16 protein-coding genes are annotated in these 16,367 nt (G+C 70.9%); 4 read left to right on the plus strand and 12 right to left on the minus strand.

Annotated elements, in window-relative coordinates; genetic code table 11:
* The first annotated feature begins 29 nt into the window (after nucleotides 1-29).
* Nucleotides 30-1,673, plus strand: a complete 1,644-nt coding sequence (locus ACQP2O_RS12835; protein WP_433183355.1) for a penicillin-binding transpeptidase domain-containing protein — start codon at nucleotides 30-32, stop codon at nucleotides 1,671-1,673.
* A gap of 109 nt (nucleotides 1,674-1,782) precedes the next feature.
* Here the strand turns inward: ACQP2O_RS12835 and ACQP2O_RS12840 are convergent, their stop codons facing one another.
* Both ACQP2O_RS12840 and ACQP2O_RS12845 read right to left on the minus strand, forming a co-directional pair.
* Nucleotides 1,783-2,454, minus strand: a complete 672-nt coding sequence (locus ACQP2O_RS12840) for an endonuclease V (RefSeq protein WP_433183358.1) — start codon at nucleotides 2,452-2,454, stop codon at nucleotides 1,783-1,785.
* A 147-nt stretch (nucleotides 2,455-2,601) separates the two neighbouring features.
* Nucleotides 2,602-3,513: a cyclase family protein gene (locus tag ACQP2O_RS12845; protein ID WP_433191006.1), complete on the minus strand. Its 912-nt coding sequence runs from the start codon at nucleotides 3,511-3,513 to the stop codon at nucleotides 2,602-2,604.
* Nucleotides 3,514-3,538: 25 nt separating this feature from the next.
* On the opposite strand from ACQP2O_RS12845, the gene ACQP2O_RS12850 reads away from it, so the two are divergent.
* The gene (locus ACQP2O_RS12850) at nucleotides 3,539-4,744 is read left to right on the plus strand and encodes a serine hydrolase domain-containing protein (RefSeq protein ID WP_433183361.1); all 1,206 of its coding nucleotides are present in this window, start codon (nucleotides 3,539-3,541) and stop codon (nucleotides 4,742-4,744) included.
* 53 nt (nucleotides 4,745-4,797) lie between these two features.
* On the opposite strand, the gene ACQP2O_RS12855 is transcribed toward ACQP2O_RS12850, so the two are convergent.
* The 7 genes from ACQP2O_RS12855 to ACQP2O_RS12885 form a co-directional block, all read right to left on the minus strand.
* A complete protein-coding gene (locus tag ACQP2O_RS12855) occupies nucleotides 4,798-5,529 on the minus strand; it encodes an SDR family NAD(P)-dependent oxidoreductase (RefSeq protein ID WP_433183364.1) in 732 nt (243 codons plus the stop codon).
* 8 nt (nucleotides 5,530-5,537) lie between these two features.
* Complete coding sequence (locus tag ACQP2O_RS12860; protein WP_433183367.1) at nucleotides 5,538-6,158, minus strand: isochorismatase family protein; 621 nt, start codon at nucleotides 6,156-6,158, stop codon at nucleotides 5,538-5,540.
* Nucleotides 6,159-6,293: 135 nt separating this feature from the next.
* Entirely contained in the window at nucleotides 6,294-6,848 is a 555-nt protein-coding gene (locus ACQP2O_RS12865) for a DinB family protein (protein ID WP_433183370.1), read from the minus strand.
* Between the two features lie 40 nt (nucleotides 6,849-6,888).
* Entirely contained in the window at nucleotides 6,889-8,394 is a 1,506-nt protein-coding gene (locus tag ACQP2O_RS12870) for a three-helix bundle dimerization domain-containing protein (RefSeq protein WP_433183373.1), read from the minus strand.
* 341 nt (nucleotides 8,395-8,735) lie between these two features.
* Nucleotides 8,736-10,241 (minus strand): AMP-binding protein, encoded by a 1,506-nt coding sequence (locus tag ACQP2O_RS12875; protein WP_433183376.1) that lies wholly within the window; start codon nucleotides 10,239-10,241, stop codon nucleotides 8,736-8,738.
* 46 nt (nucleotides 10,242-10,287) lie between these two features.
* A complete protein-coding gene (locus tag ACQP2O_RS12880; RefSeq protein ID WP_433183378.1) occupies nucleotides 10,288-11,346 on the minus strand; it encodes an LLM class flavin-dependent oxidoreductase in 1,059 nt (352 codons plus the stop codon).
* A 349-nt stretch (nucleotides 11,347-11,695) separates the two neighbouring features.
* Entirely contained in the window at nucleotides 11,696-12,208 is a 513-nt protein-coding gene (locus ACQP2O_RS12885; protein WP_433183381.1) for a MarR family winged helix-turn-helix transcriptional regulator, read from the minus strand.
* Nucleotides 12,209-12,270: 62 nt separating this feature from the next.
* On the opposite strand from ACQP2O_RS12885, the gene ACQP2O_RS12890 reads away from it, so the two are divergent.
* Together ACQP2O_RS12890 and ACQP2O_RS12895 are read left to right on the plus strand one after the other, a co-directional pair.
* Complete coding sequence (locus ACQP2O_RS12890) at nucleotides 12,271-13,503, plus strand: amidohydrolase family protein (RefSeq protein ID WP_433183384.1); 1,233 nt, start codon at nucleotides 12,271-12,273, stop codon at nucleotides 13,501-13,503.
* Nucleotides 13,504-13,564: 61 nt separating this feature from the next.
* Complete coding sequence (locus tag ACQP2O_RS12895; protein ID WP_433183386.1) at nucleotides 13,565-13,864, plus strand: Dabb family protein; 300 nt, start codon at nucleotides 13,565-13,567, stop codon at nucleotides 13,862-13,864.
* Here ACQP2O_RS12895 and ACQP2O_RS12900 read toward each other — a convergent pair.
* The 3 genes from ACQP2O_RS12900 to ACQP2O_RS12910 all read right to left on the minus strand — a co-directional run bounded on the left by ACQP2O_RS12900 (nucleotide 13,818) and on the right by ACQP2O_RS12910 (nucleotide 16,291).
* The gene (locus ACQP2O_RS12900) at nucleotides 13,818-14,777 is read right to left on the minus strand and encodes a DMT family transporter (protein ID WP_433183389.1); all 960 of its coding nucleotides are present in this window, start codon (nucleotides 14,775-14,777) and stop codon (nucleotides 13,818-13,820) included. The two genes, ACQP2O_RS12895 and ACQP2O_RS12900, sit on opposite strands and share 47 nt — an antisense overlap.
* A 109-nt stretch (nucleotides 14,778-14,886) precedes the next feature.
* Nucleotides 14,887-15,378: an Lrp/AsnC family transcriptional regulator gene (locus tag ACQP2O_RS12905; RefSeq protein ID WP_433183392.1), complete on the minus strand. Its 492-nt coding sequence runs from the start codon at nucleotides 15,376-15,378 to the stop codon at nucleotides 14,887-14,889.
* A 118-nt stretch (nucleotides 15,379-15,496) separates the two neighbouring features.
* Nucleotides 15,497-16,291, minus strand: a complete 795-nt coding sequence (locus ACQP2O_RS12910; protein ID WP_433183394.1) for an SAM-dependent methyltransferase — start codon at nucleotides 16,289-16,291, stop codon at nucleotides 15,497-15,499.
* Nucleotides 16,292-16,367 lie beyond the last annotated feature (76 nt).

Here is a 16,367-nt window from a genome sequence, read left to right on the forward strand (position 1 = left end):
GACGTTAACGTAGGGGAAACTCGGGGCTGATGAGACGGAAGAAACTCTGGCTGATCGTCGCCGTCGTCGCGGTGGTGCTCGTAGCGGCCGCGGGGGGCGGAGCGTACGTTCTGCTGCGCACGAAGGGGAGCCCGGAGGCGACCGCCGAGGAGTTCCTCGCCGGGTGGCGGCGCGGCGACCTGCCGGCGATGCGGACCGCGACGGCCACGCCGCCGGCCGACTTCGACCAGTACTACCAGGGCCTGCGCGCCGGGCTGGGCGCCACGAAGGTCGAAGCCTCACTCGGTACGGTCACCAAGCACGGCAAGGAGGCGACCGCGCCCTTCAGCGCCGTCCTCACGCTGCCCGCGGGGACCTGGAAGTACCAGGGACGGTTCCGTCTGGTCACCAGCCACCGTGCGTGGAAGGTCGCGTGGAGCCCGGAGGCGATCCACCCCGACCTGCACGCCGGCCAGCACCTGACGACCGCGTCCAAGTGGGAGAAGCGCGGCAAGGTCGTCGCCGCCGACGGAACCGCCATCGACGGCGCCGACGTGTCCGGTTCGGTCCAGCAGCTCGTCGGTTCGACCGCGCCGCTGACCGCCAAGCAGGCCAAGAAGCTCGGCACGCCGTACGTCAAGGGGGACGTCGTCGGGCAGTCGGGCATCCAGCAGCGTTTCGACAAGCGGCTGGCCGGCACGCCCGCCACGACCATCTCGACCGCCGACGCGTCCGGCCACACGGTCAAGGCCGTCGGCGGGTTCACCGGAAAGCCGGGGCAGGACGTCAAGACCAGCCTCGACATGCACGTCCAGCAGACGCTCTCGAAGGCGCTCCAGGGCCAGAAGAAGCCGACGTCCATGGTGGTGCTGCGTCCCGCGACCGGGCAGATCCTGGGGGTCGGCAACATCCCGGGCGGCTTCGACCGGGCGATGCAGGGCATCTATCCGCCCGGATCGACCTTCAAGGTGGTCACGGCGTACGCCCTGCTCCAGGCCGGGCTCACTCCCTCCTCGAAGGTGCAGTGCCCGAAGAAGGCCAACATCGGCGGGCAGGTGATCCACAACTCCGAGGACGAGGGCGGCGCCGCCGACATGACCTTCAAGGACGCGCTCGCCCAGTCCTGCAACACCGCCTTCTCCCTGCAGACCCAGAAGCTGCTCAGCGCGCCGAAGCTGGCGAGCGCGGCGAGCACCTTCGGGTTCAACCAGAAGATCGATCCCGGTGTCACCGTGCGGCCGGGCAGCTTCCCCACGCCGACGAGCGACGCCGAGAAGGCGGTCGCCGGCTTCGGTCAGGGCCGCGACCTGGCCAACGCCCTCTCGATGGCCGGCGTGGCGGCCGGTGTCGCGGACGGCACCTGGCGGCCCCCGGTGTTCGTCACCCAGCCGGCGGTGCCGCAGAAGGCCAAGCCCTCCCAGCTCGACTCCTCGGCCAGGAGCAGCCTGGAGGACATGATGCACGCCGTGGTGACCTCCGGCACCGCCAAGCCGGCCGGGCTGCCCGCGGGCACGGCCGGCAAGACCGGCACGGCGGAGTACGGCGCCGCGCAGGGCAAGGACAAGAAGCCGAAGACGCACGCCTGGTTCATCGGCTTCCACGGCGACGTGGCGTTCGCCGTCGTCGTCGAGGACGGCGGCTTCGGCGCCAAGGCGGCGGCCCCGATCGCCGCCCGCTTCCTCAAGACCCTGTAAGCGGACGAGGGCGCCTCGGCGGCGGGGACACGGGCTCGCCCGTCCGCCGCCGAGACGCCCTCCCTCCGCCGGGCCTCGGCGCGGGTCCCGTCGTCGGGCGGACGTGCCGTCAGCGTCCGGTGAGCGCGCGGCGGGAGAGGCGGTCCGCGCGCCGGGTGCTCTCCGGCAGGCGGTAGCGCGGCGTGAGACGCAAGGTCACGTCGCAGGCCGTCTCCAGGTCGGTGCGGTGACCGACGGAGACGAAGATCGGCCGAACGCCCGTCTGAGTGCGCAGCGCGCGGCCGACGACCTCGTCGTCGTCCGTCACGTTGCTCCAGGAGCCGCGGTCGGCGCCCGGCTCGTCGTACGCGCCGACCAGCCGCGTCTTGCCGACCCCGATCGCCGGCCGCCCGATGAGCACGCCCAGATGGCAGGCGAGACCGAAGCGCTTCGGGTGCGCCAGCCCGTGACCGTCGCAGATCAGCAGGTCGGGCGTGACGTCCAGCCGGCGCAGCCCCTCGATCAGCGCCGGCAACTCGCGGAACGCGAACAACCCCGGAACGTACGGGAACGACGGCCGGTCGAGGACGACGATCTCCTCGACCACGTCGAGGCTCTCCAGGTCGAGGACGACCACGGCCGCGGCGAGCCGGTCCTCCGCGTACGCGACGTCGAGTCCCGCGACGGTCCGTACGGACGCCGGGCCCGGCGAGGTGAGGTCGACGCACGTGCGCAGCCGGTCCTGGACGGCCTCGGCCTCGCGGACCGTGGCCGGCCAGGAAGGGAGATCCGGAAGTTCCACGCTGCTCCGCTCACAGGTCCGATCAACAGAGCGTAAAACTATAGTTCCGTCGCCGCGAGGGCGGACGCTCGAATGGTCACCGGTGACCGTGGAGAACGGCGTGGTGGCCGACGCGCAGCGTGCGCTGTCGCAAGCGGGTGGCGGTGGTCAGAGGATCGCGACAGGGTTGATCGGGCTGGCCGTGCCGCCCTCGATGGCCAGGGGCGCCGCCACGAACAGGAAGTCCGTACGGCCCGTGGCGGACAGCTCCTCCAGCCAGAGCATCTCGGCCAGGTGAATGCCGTGCCGCCACAGGAAGATCAGGTGGAGGTCGTCGTCGAGGCCCTCGTCGGCGAACTGACGCTCATTGAGGCCGCCGATCGCGGCGTTGTCGCACGCCACCATCGCCACGTCCCACTCCGCCAGCCGGCGCCCGCCGTCGGCCGACAGGCCGGGCTGCCCGGCCCAGTACGCCTCTGGCGAGTCCTGCCACGTCAGCGGCCATCCGGTGCGGATCACGGCGATGTCCCCGGGCCGTACGTCCACTCCGCACGCCGCGAGCTCGTCGCCCGAGATCCGGTCCCCGGCGGCCAGGTGATCGACGCCCCGCAGGCGAGGAACGTCGAACAGCACGCCACGCCCGACCACCGGTCCCGCCTTGTCGATGCCGCACCGCGTCGCGCCGTACGAGCGGACCCGCCCGGCCGGATGCCCGTTGTACAGCTCGTCGCCGGCCCACATGTGGCACAGCGCGTCCATGTGCGTGGTGGTGCCGTGCGGCGTGACGACGATCGCGTCGTCGGCCACCTTCAGGCCCGCGCCGATCGGCCGGGCGCCGGCGGCGTAGTCGCCCGCGTCCACCGACATGTAGTGCTGCGGAAGCGGACGGCCGCGCAGGTGCGGAACGGTGGTCGGCGCGGGCGAGGACGTGGCGCCGCGTATCGGCAGCGACAGGCTCAGCGGCCGGCCCTCCCGTACGCAGGACGCGGCGGCCCGCACGACGTCGGGGGTGAGGAGGTTCAGCGCACCCCGCTCGTCGTCGTCCCCCCACCGTCCCCAGTTATTAGACTCGCTCACAATTCCGTCCCCTCCAGGAGTCAGGCACATGATCGAAGGTCACTGCGATCCGGCGTTCGAAGAGGTCCGGACGGCGTTCGCCGACGGCTTCGCGCGAGGTGAGGAGTTCGGCGCCGCCGTCGCGGTCTACGTGGGCGACCGGTGCGTCGTGGACCTGTGGGGCGGGCTTGCGGACCGCCGCTCCGGCCGGCCGTGGCTGCGCGACACCCCGTGCCTGGCGTTCTCCTGCACCAAGGCCGTGACGGCCACGGCGGCACTGCTGCTCGCCGAACGCGGCCTGTACGACCTGGAGGCACCGGTGACGTCGTGGTGGCCGGAGTTCGGCGCGGCCGGCAAGGAGGACGCGACCGCCGAGCACCTGCTGTCGCACCAGGTGGGACTGCCCGCCCTGGGCCGCGACGTGCCGGTCGCCGAGGCCCACGACCCGGCGGCGATGGCGGCGCTGCTCGCGGCGCAGGAGCCGGAGTGGAAGCCCGGCACCGCGCACGGGTACCACGCGATCACCTACGGGTGGCTGGCCGGCGAGATCGTCCGCCGCTGCTCCGGCCGTACGGTCGGCGAGTTCGTCCGCGACGAGATCGCCGGGCCGCTCGGCCTCGACCTGCACATCGGCGCGCCGGACGACGTGATCGAGCGGGCCGCCCGCCTCAGCGCGGGCCGGAAGGTCGACAAGGGCGGCGCCGCGCGTAAGGCCGGGCACAGCGGGACCGGTGAGGTGCCCATGCCCCTCAGCCCCGAGGACCCCCTCGCCAAGATGACGGCGGGGTTCCGCGATCCGAACAGCCTGCTTAACCGGACGTTCGACAACCCGAACATCACCAGCCTGCCCGGCGGCAACAACAACCCGGAGATGCTGCGGGCGGGCTGGCCCGCGCTCGGCATGGTGACCACGGCCCGGGCGCTCGCCGAGTTCTATCGCGACCTGCTGGCCGCCCGGATCGTCGGCCGTACGACGCTGCGCGACGCCGTCGTGCGGCGGGTGGCCGGCTCGGACCGCGTGATGTACATCGACAGTTCCTTCGGCCTCGGCTTCATGCGGCCGTCGCTGGTGTTCCTCACGCCGAAGGCGGGCTGGGACTCCGCGTTCGGGCACACCGGTCTGGGCGGCTCGATCAGCCTCGGCGACATCGAGAAGGGCCTGGCCCTCGCGTACGTCCCGAACCGCATGGGCGACGAGGTCTCCGGCGGCGTCCGCGCCTACCGCCTGCTGGAGGCCGCCTACGCCTCTCTGTGAGGGCGGCCGCGGTCCAGACGACACGCGCCCGCTCCGCTTTGACGTGGGCATGGTCAGCACATCGTGATGCCGCCGCTGACGGACAGGGTCTGCCCGGTGATGTAGCCGGCCCGGTCGGTGCACAGGAACGCGACGAGGCCCGCCACGTCGGCGGGACGGCCGATGCGGCGCAGCGGGATCTGCCGGGCGATTTTCTCCAGCAGCCCGGGGTGGCGTTCGGCGACCGCGTGCTGCATCGCGGTGTCGGTCGGCCCGGGGCACACCACGTTGCTGGTGACGCCCTGCCGGGCGGCCTCCCGCGCCAGGGTCTTGGCCAGCCCGAACAGCCCGGCCTTCGTCGCGGCGTACGCGCCCTCGCCGCCCGACCCCGCCCGCGCGCCGTCGGAGGAGATGAAGACGAGGCGGCCCCAGTCGCGCATCCCGGGCAGCAGCAGGCGGGTGAGGTACATGGGCGCCCGCAGGTTGATCCTCCACATGAGGTCCCAGGCGGCGGGGTCGCTGTCGGTGAACGGCTCGACGATGCTGATCCCCGCGTTGTGCACGAGGATGTCGGAGGAGCCGACGCGGGCCGCCAGGTCGTCGATGCTCGCCGGGTCCGCCAGGTCGACCCGTTCGGCGACCGCGTCCGGAAGGGCCGCGGCGGTCTTCCGCGCCGCGTCCTCGTCGAGGTCGGCGACGATGATCCGGGCGCCGAGCGCAGCCAGGTCCGCGCAGATCGCCGTGCCGATCCCACCGGCGCCTCCGGTCACCAGCGCGGTGCGCCCGGCGAGCGACAACCCTTCCATCCGACCTCCTAGATCCAGGCTCGTACGAGTTCGTCCGCGGTGACGCGGGCGGCGAGCAGGCCGACCGTGTGGGTCAGGACCGCGTCGGCGTAGTCGGCGGGGACGCCCGCCATCGCGTCGGTGACGGCCACGACCCGGTAGCCGAGGTTCACGGCCTCCAGGCACAGGCCCGGTACGCCGAGGTTGAGGGACACCCCGGTGGCGACGACGGTGCGGATGCCGAGGGAGCGCAGCGTCTGGTCGAGCGAGGTCCCGGTGAACGGCGAGAAGCCGTGGTACCGGCGCGACTCCAGGTCCGCCGGATCGGACACCTCGGGCACGACCTCGATCGCCGGCGTCCCCTCGAGCATGTGCGCGGGGTTCCGCAGGAGCCTGCGGATGAACGGGGCGTTGTCGGTGTGGCTGCCGGCCCGGTCGGCCCGGAACGCCGCGGTGCACTGCACGACCGGGACTCCGGCGGCCCGGGCGGCGGTCGCGACCCGGGCGGTGTTGCGGATGGCGTCGCGCTTCGCGCACGCCTCGGCGAGCTCGGGAAAGCCGGTGAGGTCGCCCACCACACCGCGCTGCATCTCCATCACCAGGACGACGGTGTGCCGCGGGCCCGCGAGGTCCGCCAGGGTGATCGGCATGCCGCAACGATAAACGAGCGAGCACTTGCTTGGGTAGTCCAAGATCGAGCGGAGGTGCCGCACCACGTCTGCCGGCCGCGCCTGTGCTCGCCTTCAGCCGCGCGGCTGCCGTTCGTCGAGTGCGTTCACCCTCGCTCACACGCCCCTGGCCCCGTCGATGCGTTCGCGGAGCAGGTCGGCGTGGCCGTTGTGCCGGGCGTACTCCTCGATCATGTGGATGAGCACCCAGCGCAGCGAGACCGGCCCGCGCCAGGCGTCGTGGCCCTCGACGTCGAGGTGCGGTGCTTCGGCGACGTAGGTGTCGGCGAAGGCGACCTCCTCCCGCCAGGCCTGCCAGGCGTCGGCGATCACTTCGGGGTCCGGCGTGGCGCCGTCGAAATCGCCGTCGGGGTCCTCGGCGGAGGAGAAGCGGGCCGGCGCGTCCTGGCCGGCGAGGACCGCCCTGAACCAGCGGCGTTCGACGTCGGCGAGGTGCCGCACCAGGCCGAGCAGCGACAGCGTTGACGGCTCCACCGTTCGCCGGGCCAGTTCGACGTTCAGGCCCGCGCATTTCAGCTCGAGCGTCGCCCGCTGCGCCGTGAGGACGTCGGCGAGCATCGTCCGCTCGGCTCCGACGGCGGGGAAGGTGAACCGGCCGTCCTCCTCGCCGCCGAGGATCTCGCTTCTCCTGCGGCGGTTGGTGGTGTCCACGCGCCCATTATGTCGGCGCTCGGCGAGTGGCGAACTCTCTCTATCCGTACGACTTGCCGACCCCGTCGAGCAGACGCTCGAGGGAATCGTAGGTGGGAGTGTCCACGACATCGATGAGATTGAGCGCGACGGGCGCCCGGTGATCGACGGCGACCTTGGCGAACCGCGCGGGATCGGCGGTACGGAACCCGTGTTCGGCGGCGAGCCGTTGTAGCTCCGGGTCGGTGGACAGCAGGCGCCCGACCTTGTCGCCCTTGGCGTCGAGTGGCACCAGCGTATGCGTGGACAGCACCGTCGGAGACGGGTACATCAGCACCATCCCCGGCTTGATCTGCCCGTGTACGACGGCGTCCACGAACTGCGCCTCGTATATCCACACCAGCGGCGTCTCGCCCATGCCCGCCGAGAGGTAGGTACTGAACGGCCCCGTGGTCGTGTTGTCGGTGTAGCCCTGGCCGACGAACAGGCGGGAGACGGCGGGCAGCACTCTCTTTTCAGCGGCCGCGCCCTGCACGATGGTGTTTCCGTTCGCCACGTACGAGGTGACGGCCAGGTACATCGCGGCGGAGTTCGAGCTTCGAGGGTCCGTCGTGGAGACCAGGACCTTCTTGTGAACGGGAAAGGTGGTGTTCTTCGCCAGCTGGTCCCACCGCACGCCCTTGCCCGCCAGTTGCAGGTAGCGGCCGACGTCGAAGCTCCAGGTGGCGCCGTGATGTTTCGCGACTCCCGCCTTGGCCAGCAGCTGAGCGATCGGCTGGAAGGTCGCGATCGCCATCGGCGAGGAGAACGGCGTGTACTTCGTGCCGACGTGACGCAGCCGCTGGATCCGGTCGCCCGCCGGCGCACTCGAGGGGAAGGCGAAGTCATATTTTTGGAGGTCGAGCGAGGTGGCGATCTGGCGAGAGCCCGCCGCGTCCACTTCGACCCGGATCCCGTTGTCGGCGAGTGCCTTGCGCACCTGCGGGTCTTCGAAGAACGCCGCTTTCTCCGAGCCGATCGCACCGCGCACGGTCGTCAGCGGCTTTGGCGTGAGCGGGTGTGAGGATCCGCCGCTCACGCTGACCGCGACCACCGCCACCGCACCCACGACAACCGCGGCGACGAGCACGGAAATGATTCTCTTGCGATTTGCCGATGCTCTGTGAACGCCTGTCGATCGGGAGGTTACCGAGAGGTGAGGCTTTTCTGAACTCTGGGTGTCCGCGCCATTTTCGGATCGCGTTTCCGCGGTCGCCCCCGGATGAGCCTTCACGCCCGTGTTCGCCGACTCCGGTTGTTGGCCCATGGGCACTTCCGGATCAGTTCCCGTGGCCGCTTCCGGACCGGCGTCCGCTGCCGTCCTCGCCTCCGTCTCAAGGTTCTCACGGACGATGCGCTCGACCAGAATAGGGACGAAGTCCCTGATGGGAGAGCCGTTGAAACGGTGCCGCGCCGTCGCTACATCGGTCTCGATCTGCTCGGCGGAACGGATGTCGGCGAAGAGTCCAGTAAGGCGATCGGTCGCCTGGCGTATCGCTTGGTCTTCGCGGACGGTGTTGACGCTCACCGTTGCTCCTCGGCGTCGCGTTGGTCAAATAACAAAGTCGGCCACTCGGGCCTGCGCTCGGTAACCATACCGGGACTTTCGGTCGACTCATAACTCGCGCCCGAATTGTTCGCCGCCCTCGATGGGGTTGGTCTCCGCAGCGGATTCGTATGCGGATAACCGGCGACGAGGCCTGCAGTCGATTTGGAGCATCGGTCGATTAATATGTCCGGATAAGCCGGATTGTGCACCAAGTGTCTGGGTCGCCAATCCGGCTGCCGTTTCGTGGCGGCGCCCGGCCTGCCGCAGCGTGGTGCGGCCGGCGGTCGTTTCGCGCAGGCCGTGGCAGGTAGGCGACCGCGTCACATGCCGGGGTAGCCGCCTCCGCCGTACGTCGCGTCGAGGGCGTCGTAGTCCGGGGTGTAGCCCTTCTTCGGGATGGACTCGGCGAACTCGACGTGGCGCGGCTTCTTGTACGAGGCGATCCGGGAGCGCACGTGCTCGACCACATCCTCGGGCGTCAGTGCCGCGTCGTCCTTCAGGACGACGATCGCCTTGACGTTCTGGCCCCATTCGGGGTCCGGCACGCCGATCACGGCCGCGTCGGCGACGGCCTCGTGCGCCTTGAGGGCGCGTTCGACCTCGGCGGGGTAGATGTTCTCGTTGGCCGACTTGATCATCCGTAGCCGCGGCCCGATGAACGTGAGAGTGCCGTCCGGCTCCCGGCGGCCGAGGTCGCCGGTGTGGTGCCAGCCGCCCGCCGTCTTGGCCGCGTTCAGCTCCGGCCGGTTCCAGTAGCCGCTGAACACGCCGGCGCCGCGGGCACAGATCTCGCCGGTCTCGCCGGGCGGCACCTCGATCCCGGCCGGGTCGAGGATCCGTACGTGGGCGAGCGGGGAGGGCCGGCCGGCGTACCCCTGCCCGCCGGGGGCCAGCCCCAGGAAGGTGAGCATGCCGCCCACCTCGGTCTGCCCGTAGCCGCCCATCTTCGACGCGCACCAGGGACTGTCGTCGACGGTGATCATGGCGTCCCACTCGGGGGAGTGGGAGACGAAGCGCAGCGACGACAGGTCGTACGTGCCGCCGGAGTTCGCCTCGACGAGCTGGTCGATCATCGGCCCGAACAGGAACGCCTGCGTGCACCGCTCGGCCTCGATCAGCCGGCAGACCTCCTTCGGGTCGTACGCGGGCGTGAAGACGTTCGTGCCGCCGAGCTGGAAGGTGGCCAGGCAGAACATCATGGTGCCGACGTGGAAGAGCGGGCCGCAGTCGAGGTAGGTGAAGCCGTCCTCCATCTGCCGGACGTGCAGGATCGCCATCGAGTGCGCGATCAGCGCCGAGTGGCTCAGCAGCGCCGCCGCCGGCCGCCCGTCGAACGCCGCCGTGTAGAGGGCGAGCACGGGGCGGTCGGGCGTGACCTCCACGGCCGGCTCCGCGGGGGTCCCGGCCGCGAGGTAGGACTCGTACTCCTCGCCGGCGACGATCCAGCGGGCCTCCGTGCCGGTCCGGGCGCGCGCCTGCCCGGCCGCCTCGGACTCCTCGAAGACGACGACGGCGGGCCGCAGGTCGTCGAGGACGAACGTCAGCTCGTCCGCGCTCTGCCGCCAGTTGGCCGGGCAGCAGATCGCGCCGAGCCGGGCGCAGGCCAGCAGCAGCTCGAGGATCCGGAAGGAGTTGCGCCCGAGCCACAGCACCCGCTCGCCCGGGGTGACCCCGTCGGCGGCCAGCGCGGCGGCGAGCCGGTTCACCCGCTCGTCCAACTGCGGGTAGGTCAGGCGCACGTCCGCGTCCACGACCGCCAGGCCGACGGGCCGGCCGCGCCGGTGTTCGCCGAGAACGTCGCCGAGGGTCACCCCGTGTACGGACATCGCGTCCTGCCTTCCACGTCGTCGGGTCTCTCCGTCTGCGCGCGGGTCACCGGAAGGCGGGCATCACTTCGGCGGCGAAGAAGCGCAGGACCTTCTTCATGTCCTCGATCGGTACGGGCCGGGTGCTGCCGAAGTCGCACAGCAGGTTGCTGAACCCGAACTCCTGGATCATCTTGATCTGGTTGATGACGCGGTCGGGGTCGCCGATGACCTCCAGCTGCTCCCAGCGAAAGTCGGCGCCGACCTCGCCGCCCTTGAGGTAGCGGTCCTGCCAGTACTCGAAGCCCTTGGCGACCTGGCCGGTCCGGGAGTCGATCGGCGCGCTCTGCCGGTTGAAGATGCGCGACCGGTCGAAGGAACTCTCGAAGCGCGCCTGGTCGGCGCGGGCCTGTTCGACGGTCGGCGCGACGTACACCGACCGGCTGGCCACGAGCTCGATCCCGTCGGTGTCGACGCCGTTGGCCCGGGCCGTCTCGTGCCAGGTCTCCGCCGCCTTGGCGATCTTCTTGAACGGTGCCGCGGGGTCGGCGAGGATCGGCAGCCCGCGCGCGGCGTACAGCTCGACGGTCTCGGGGCTGACCGCCGCCACGTGCAGGGGCGGGTGCGGCTGTTGCACCGGTCGCGGCATGAGGGTGACCTCGTTGCCCGTGCCGTAGAACTTGCCCTGGAAGTGCACGTTCTCCTGGGTCCACAGGGCGGTGATCATGTCGAGGGCCTCGTTGAAGCGTTCCCGGGCCTCGCCCAGGTCGACGCCGAAGCTCTCGAACTCGACGCTCTGGTAGCCGCGGCCGATGCCCATCTCGAGCCGGCCGCCGGACAGCAGGTCGACCATTGCCGCCTCTTCGGCGATGTGGACCGGGTTGTGCAGCGGGAGCACGACGATCCCCGTGCCGAGGCGGAGCCGTTCGGTCCGCGCGGCGAGGTACGACAGCAGCGTGAAGATGTTCGGGACGAGGCCGTAGTCGCGGAAGTGGTGCTCGGCCACCCAGATCCCGTCGAAGCCGAGTTCTTCGCAGAGCTCGGCGATCTCGAGCTGGTAGTCGTACACCTCCCGGGCGGTCTGTCCCTCGAACCGGTGAAAGAGGTGGAAGGTGGAGAACTTCATGATGAATAGGGCTCCTTCTCCCGCTTGACCGCACACCGTCGTACCAAGCGCTCGCTTGGTAGCGTAGCAGGCATATCGCCTGGGATGGAGTCCTCCGCGAAGTCGGCTCTCAGGGTCGGCGTTGCCGGATACCAGCCGTGAATTGCCGCATACATGTAGTGATACCTACAAAATATGTCAAACTACGTATTTGCGTGCAGTGATCGTTTCCCTAGCCTCTAACCCGGGAGCGGCGACCGCGATCAGTCCGGGGGAAGGAGGCTGCGATGGGCGGCGTGTCCTGGGCCTGAGTGGCTCCGCGGAGAGGGCGGCCGGGTACTCCGGTCGCCCTCGTGCTTGATCGCGCTGGTCAGGGGGTGTTCGGTGCGTCGTCGCCGAAGGTGAGGAGCACCTCGCGCATGAGGTCCGCCAAGGCCTGCCCGGTCTCCTTGGGGACGCCCTCGAACAGCGCTTCGTGCGCCCCGCCGGTGGCGGCGACGATCCGGTCCGTCAACTCGAGGCCCTCGGGGGTGAGGCACACCCATGAACTGCGCCGATCGTCCGGGTCCGGCTCGCGGCACACCAGCCCCGCGGCGCTCAGACGCTGCAGGATGTTGCTGGTGCCGCCGGTCGTCAGCATGGACGACTCCGCCAGCCGGCTGGGCTTCAGGCGGTACGGCCGGCCCGAGCGCCGGAGCGTCGCGAGCACGTCGAACTCCGCGTAGGTGACGCCGAAGCCCTCCAGGGCCCGCTGGGAGGCCTCCGCGCAGTAGGCGTGCAGGCGCCCGATCCGCTTGGTCAGCTCGAGGGTCAAGGTGGCGACCTCGGGCCGCTCCGCCCGCCAGGCGGCGACCATCGCGTCCACGCGATCCTGGCGTTCCATGGGCTTGAGCGTAGTACCCCATCCTGATAGCTTTCGAAAAAGCTTTCTTGAAAGGGAAATTCATGTCGCGCATCCTGATCCAGGGCGGGGTCGTCGTCGACACCGACCCCACGCCGCACGCCACCCCCGCGACCGACCTGCTCGTCGAGGACGGCGTGATCGCCGCGGTCGGTCCGCACCTGCCCGCCGAGGGCGCCGAGGTCATCGACGCACGGCACCACCTCGTGCTCCCCGGCTTCGTCGACACCCACCGGCACACCTGGCAGAGCGTGCTCCGGTCCACCGCCCCGTACGCCTCTCTCGAGGAGTACCTCCAGGCGATCGTGTACGGGGCCGCGCCCCGGTTCCGGCCCGAGGACGTCTACGCCGGCGACCTCGCGGGAGCCCTCGAATGCCTCAACTCGGGGATCACCACGCTGCTGGACTGGTCCCACATCCAGCGCTCGCCCGAGCACACCGACGCGGCCCTCGACGCGCTGCGCGACTCCGGCATCCGCGCCGTCTTCGGCTACGCCCACCCCGCGCCGGGCCGGCACCGGCCCGACGAGGTGCGCCGCGTCCGTGACGCCGTCGGCGGCCGGGTCGCCATGACGCTCGCCGCCTGGGGCCCGGGTATCGAGAGCATCGAGGACGCCGAGGCAGACTGGCGTCTCGCCCGCGACCTGGGCCTGCGGATCAGCGTCCACGTCAACGGCCCGGGGCCGATCACGCAGCTGCGCGACCACGGCCTGCTCGGCCCCGACACCACGTACATCCACGTCAACGGCGTCACCGACGACGAGTTCAAGCTGATGGCCGACAGCGGCGGCACCGCCTCGGTGTCCCCGATCCTCGAGGCGCAGATGCGGCTCGGGCGCCCGGAGGTCGACCGCCTGCGCGCCTTCGGCGTCCGGACCAGCCTCGGCGCCGACGCCGTCACCAGCGTCGGCGGGGACATGTTCGGCCTCATGCGCGCGGCGTTCGCGTTCGGGCGCGCCGGGGACCCGGCGATCTCGGCGGCGGACGTGCTCCGGATGGCCACGATCGACGGCGCCGCCGCCCTCGGCCTCGACGATCGCATCGGGTCGCTGCGCCCCGGCAAGCAGGCGGACCTCCTGCTCCTCCGGACGGACACCCCCAACCTGGTACCGCTCCGGGACCCGATCACCGCGGTGGTGACCGCGGCGGACCTGAGCAACGTCGACACGGTCCTGGTCGCCGGTGAGGTCGTCAAGCGGGCCGGCCGGCTGGTGCACACCGACCTCCGGTGCGCCTTCGACCTGGTCGAACGCACGGCGACGTATCTCGCGGGGTGAAGGGCCACGCGGTGAGCCCTTCTCGTATCGTCTCCTGCGAGGCATCGATCGAGGAGGCGACATGGCCGGATTCCGGCACGTGGTGATATTCCGCTGGAACGAGAACGCGACGGACGAACGGAAGCGGGCGATGGTGGACCGGCTGAACGCCCTGCCGGGCGTCATCCCCGAGATCGCGGCCTACCACGTGGGCGATGACGCGGGGATGAACCCCGGCAACTTCGACTTCGCCGTGGTCGCCGACTTCGCCGACCGGGACGCCTACCTCGTCTACCGCGACCACCCGGTGCACCGCGCGGTCATTGACGAGTACATCAAACCGATTCTCGCCGAACGCGCCGCCGTCCAGTACGAACTGTGACCGGCTGACCGTCCGTGGCCCCTCCCACGCGCCGGGAGGGGCGACCGGGGAGCGAGACGACGGCCAGCCCGCCGAGCAGCAGCACGGAGCCGGCCGCCACCGGCACCGACGTCCGTTCTCCCAGGAACAGCATGGCCAGCGCCGTTGCGACGAGCGGCTCGGCGAGGGAGAGCGTGCCCGCGGTCGCCGCGGCGACCCGGCGCAGCCCGGCCACGAAGAACGAGTACGCCAGCGCGGCGGTCACCGGCCCCAGCCAGCCGACGAGCAGAAGCGAGCGCGCCGTGCCGAGGGCCGGCAGCCGCGACAGCGTCCAGGGCGCCAGGAAGGTGCCGCCGATGAGGAGGGTCACCGCCACCGCCGCCGTCATGTTCACGCCGTCGCCGGTGAGCCGTTTGGCCGACACGGTGTACACGCCGAAGCAGCAGCCGCCCACGACGCCGAACAGCACGCCGTACGGGTCGACGTGGACCGGTCCGTCCGGCGTCATCACCAGGGTGCAGCCGGCGATGGCCGTGGCGGTGCCGACCGCCCACCCTCGCGTCAGCCGGGTGCCGAGCGCGATCCGCTCGACGACGCCGGTGCTGACCGGGGCGATCCCGAACGCGACCGCGGTGGCCACCGCGGCGCCGGTCCGGGCGACCGACGTCATGAAGGCCGCCTGAAAGATCCCCGTGGCGCACGAGGCCGCCAGCAGCGGAGGCCACGACGGCCGGGTGAGCGTACGGAACGCGCCCGGCCGCGTCAGCAGGACCGCCACCGCCAGCACCATGCCGCCCGTCAGGATCCGGGAGCCGCCCAGCGCCACGGGCCCGGCGGACGAGTCGGCGAACACCTGCGCGGGACCCACCGTCCCCCAGAGGACTCCGGCGGCGAGCACCAGCGCCACACCGGAGAGGTCATTTCGTTGATCCATGCTCTCGACGCTAGGAGAACATGCGGCTGAGAAGCCGTTAAGCCGACGATCGTTCGGTCCACCGGAGCCAGGCCACTGTTCGTTCGGTCGGATGTCGGCTCGCGGCCGTTCAGGCGTAGGGGCTTCGGCGATACCGGTCTTCGGACGCCGGAAGTTCGGACTGCTCCACCGGCTGGACGTAGTCGAAGACGACCGTCGTCCGCACGTCGACGAACTCCTTGCGCCGGGCCAGCCGGTCGAGCACGAAGTCGCGCAGGTAGGCGGTGCTCGGGACCGCGACGTGGACCAGGATGTCCTCGTTGCCGGTCACCACGAACACGCTGAGCGTCTCGGGCAGCGCGGCCATGCTGTCGCGGGTGTTCTCGATCGCCTCGCGGGACTGCGGCCGGATCCGGATCGAGATCAGCGCCTGCACGCTGCGGCCGAGCGTCGCCGCGTCCACCGCCGCGTGGAAGCCGGTGATCACCCCCCGCGTGCGGAGCGCCCGCGTCCGCTCCAGCGCGGTCGACGGCGCGATCCCCACCGCCTCGGCCAGCTCCCGGTTCGTCTGCCGGCCGTCCCGTTGCAGCCGGCGCAGGATCGCCTGATCCACCGCGTCCATCGGAGATCTCCGTTCGTCCGCCACGAGCCGAACACCGTACGCGGCATGTCGGCTCATCGCCCTCTTCGCCGAAGAATATTCGACGGGCGAGAGCGGCACCCTCAGGAGACGCGGCGGCTCACGAGGCGGGCTTGCGGGCGACGCCCGCCAGGCCGCCGGGGGTCTCCGGCCCGTCGGCGCGCCAGGCGGCCATGTTCGCCAGTCCCGGGGAGACGAAATCGAGACCCCGGAAGAAGCGTTCGATCTCGGCGCGCGTGCGCGGGACCAGCGGCGTCGTGGCGTTCTTGTAGGCCGCGGTGACCTTCTCGGCGCTCTCGGGGTCGACTCCGTCGCTGCACGCGGCGGAGAGCGCCAGGTGGCTTCCCGGCGTGACGTGGTCCCGGAACCGCGCGACGATCCCCGCCGGGTCCTCCTCGTCGGTGACGAAGTGCAGCACGTCGATGAAGAGGATGCCGACCGGTTCGGCGAAGTCGATGACGCCCTTGTCCTCGATCCGGGACAGGACGGTGTCGGGGTCGCGGATGTCGGCCTCGATGACGGCGACGCCGTCCCCGTCGGCGCGGAGCGCCCTGCTGTGGGCGGCGACGATCGGGTCGTGGTCCACGTACAGGACGCACGCGTCCGGGTGGACCTCACGGGCGATCTCGTGGACGTTCGGCGAGGTCGGGATCCCGGCACCCAGATCGACGAACTGCCGCACGCCCTGTTCGGCGATGAACCGTACGGCCCGGGTCAGGAAGCCGCGGTTGGCCTTCACCAGCTCGCGCAGGTCGGGGAACGCGGCGAAGATGCGCTCCGCGGTCTCCCGGTCGACGGCGTAATTGTCCTTGCCGCCCAGCGCGTAGTCGTACATCCGCGCCGAGCTCGGGATGGTCACGTCGAAAGGGGGAGGGGTCGCCTCGTCGCCTGCCACGGGAGCCAGTATGCCCTGACAAGATCGTCAATGCGGGTAATAGCGCGTGTGTCCGCTGCCGAACAAGCGCTTGCCT

Source organism: Actinoallomurus sp. CA-150999 (assembly GCF_050942425.1).
Taxonomy (GTDB): domain Bacteria; phylum Actinomycetota; class Actinomycetes; order Streptosporangiales; family Streptosporangiaceae; genus Actinoallomurus.

What these genes read in the sequence shown, in the direction of transcription:
- ACQP2O_RS12835 (WP_433183355.1), top strand. Translation starts at nt 30, where the DNA reads ATGAGACGGAAGAAACTCTGGCTGATCGTCGCCGTCGTCGCGGTGGTG.
- ACQP2O_RS12850 (WP_433183361.1), top strand. Translation starts at nt 3,539, where the DNA reads ATGATCGAAGGTCACTGCGATCCGGCGTTCGAAGAGGTCCGGACGGCG.
- ACQP2O_RS12855 (WP_433183364.1), bottom strand. Translation starts at nt 5,529, where the DNA reads ATGGAAGGGTTGTCGCTCGCCGGGCGCACCGCGCTGGTGACCGGAGGC.
- ACQP2O_RS12860 (WP_433183367.1), bottom strand. Translation starts at nt 6,158, where the DNA reads ATGCCGATCACCCTGGCGGACCTCGCGGGCCCGCGGCACACCGTCGTC.
- ACQP2O_RS12875 (WP_433183376.1), bottom strand. Translation starts at nt 10,241, where the DNA reads ATGTCCGTACACGGGGTGACCCTCGGCGACGTTCTCGGCGAACACCGG.
- ACQP2O_RS12880 (WP_433183378.1), bottom strand. Translation starts at nt 11,346, where the DNA reads ATGAAGTTCTCCACCTTCCACCTCTTTCACCGGTTCGAGGGACAGACC.
- ACQP2O_RS12885 (WP_433183381.1), bottom strand. Translation starts at nt 12,208, where the DNA reads ATGGAACGCCAGGATCGCGTGGACGCGATGGTCGCCGCCTGGCGGGCG.
- ACQP2O_RS12890 (WP_433183384.1), top strand. Translation starts at nt 12,271, where the DNA reads ATGTCGCGCATCCTGATCCAGGGCGGGGTCGTCGTCGACACCGACCCC.
- ACQP2O_RS12895 (WP_433183386.1), top strand. Translation starts at nt 13,565, where the DNA reads ATGGCCGGATTCCGGCACGTGGTGATATTCCGCTGGAACGAGAACGCG.
- ACQP2O_RS12900 (WP_433183389.1), bottom strand. Translation starts at nt 14,777, where the DNA reads ATGGATCAACGAAATGACCTCTCCGGTGTGGCGCTGGTGCTCGCCGCC.
- ACQP2O_RS12905 (WP_433183392.1), bottom strand. Translation starts at nt 15,378, where the DNA reads ATGGACGCGGTGGATCAGGCGATCCTGCGCCGGCTGCAACGGGACGGC.